We start from the raw sequence: 1,694 nt of genomic DNA, 5'->3' as shown, positions 1-1,694 counted from the left end.
TAAAATCCAGAGACCGCGACCATATAAGGGCAATGGCAATAGTAAAGAAAGGTGCCGCATATGCTAACTACACATCAGGTAAACTTCAGAAAGAATTGTATGAAAGCATAAGCAAGGCATGTGACAGGCTAATAGCTGGAGAATTCGACGATCAGTTTGTCCTTGATGTTTTTCAGGCTGGTGCAGGTACATCTTTTAATATGAATACCAATGAAATACTTGCGAATCTGGTTCTTGAGTCACTTAATCATAAAAAAGGGGAATACAAATACGCACATCCTAATGATGTAATAAATATGAGCCAGTCAACAAATGATATTTATCCTACCATGATGCGTGTAAGCATAATGCTAAAGTCCCCAAAACTTATTGGCAACGCTGAATCACTTATAAAAACATTAAGGGCAAAGCACAAGGAATTTGAGAAAGTTTACAAAACAGGGAGAACACATCTCCAGGATGCTGTGAGGGTAACACTGGGAGACGAATTTAATGCCTGGGCATTTGCAATTGCAAGGGATCTTAAGGAATTTGAAGCTTCATTAGACTATATACTGGAACTAAATATTGGAGGAACAGCTGTGGGAAATGGAGCAAACACACCTGAGGGATATAAGGAAAATGCTGTAAAGAAAATATCAGAGGAAACTGGCTTTAATTTCAGGCCAGGAGAAAATTTAATGGGCATAATGCAGTTCATGACCGACTTTTCAAGGGTAATCAACGCACTGTCCAACATGGCACTTGATCTTAGCAAAATTTCCGATGACCTACGGCTTCTATATTCCGGTCCAGGAGCAGGCCTGCATGAGATAATACTCCCGGCAGTTCAACAGGGTTCATCCATAATGCCTGGAAAAATAAATCCATCCATAGCTGAAGCCATGAACATGATATGCCATTCTATAACCGGATCGCAGCAGGCAGTAAATCTTTCTGTAAAGGCCGGGCAACTTGAGCTAAATGTCATGATGCCACACATAGACTATGAAATATCCAAATCAATTGAAAGGCTTGCAAACGGGATCAAAATGCTGGATGAAGAGGCAATGCAGGGAATAAAGCCTGATCTGAACAAAATAAAGGAAAATATAGAAAGAAGTTTCGGTTCGGCAGCATTACTCAATCCTTACCTGGGCTATGACACCATGGCAAAGATAGTAGAAGAGTCCCTGGAAACAGGAAAAAGCATAAAAGACCTTGTCCTGGCAACAGGAAAAATAGATGAAAAAAAGTACAAAGAAATATTCAATTTTCTTAATTGAATTTTAAATTTTTATATGCCTACCCAAGGATCTTTTTTGAATGCCTTTGACACAACCATTGTATCATATTTTACTATTCCATCCTTTCTTGCCAGGCCGTCCTCGAATTCCTGTATGGTTTCAAGGTTCAGGAAAAGACCCTGAAGAAGCAGTTGATTTTGCCCTCTTCTCCTGTACAGTGACAGTATATTGGGATTTGCGGAAAGTGACTGGGCAATAGAGTCAAGCTTGTCTCCCTCGGTGTCTATCCTTATGCACACTTTTATGCTATTTTCAATGGCATGCAGGTCAACCAGTGCGGAAAAGCCCGTGATAATCTTTCTCCGCACAAGCTCGTTAATTCTCCGCCTTACAGTGGCTTCACTGGTATTCAGCATCTTTGCTATTTCAGCATTTGACATTCTGGCATTGTAGCGCAGGAAGCACATA

Annotated in this window: 2 protein-coding genes; one reads left to right on the top strand and one right to left on the bottom strand. The window is 40.4% G+C overall.

Annotated elements, in window-relative coordinates; all coding sequences use genetic code 11:
- Positions 1-1,265, top strand: a 1,265-nt coding sequence (locus tag AMDU4_RS12075) for an aspartate ammonia-lyase (protein WP_290705298.1), incomplete at its 5' end; no start/stop codon positions are given.
- A gap of 11 nt (positions 1,266-1,276) precedes the next feature.
- Here AMDU4_RS12075 and AMDU4_RS12070 read toward each other — a convergent pair.
- Positions 1,277-1,694: Lrp/AsnC family transcriptional regulator (locus AMDU4_RS12070; protein ID WP_021788234.1), on the bottom strand; the 418-nt coding region annotated here is incomplete at its 5' end.

It is taken from the genome of Ferroplasma sp. Type II (genome assembly GCF_000496155.1).
Note: the sequence above shows the minus strand (reverse complement) of the source record. Positions and strands in the feature narration are given on the sequence as shown.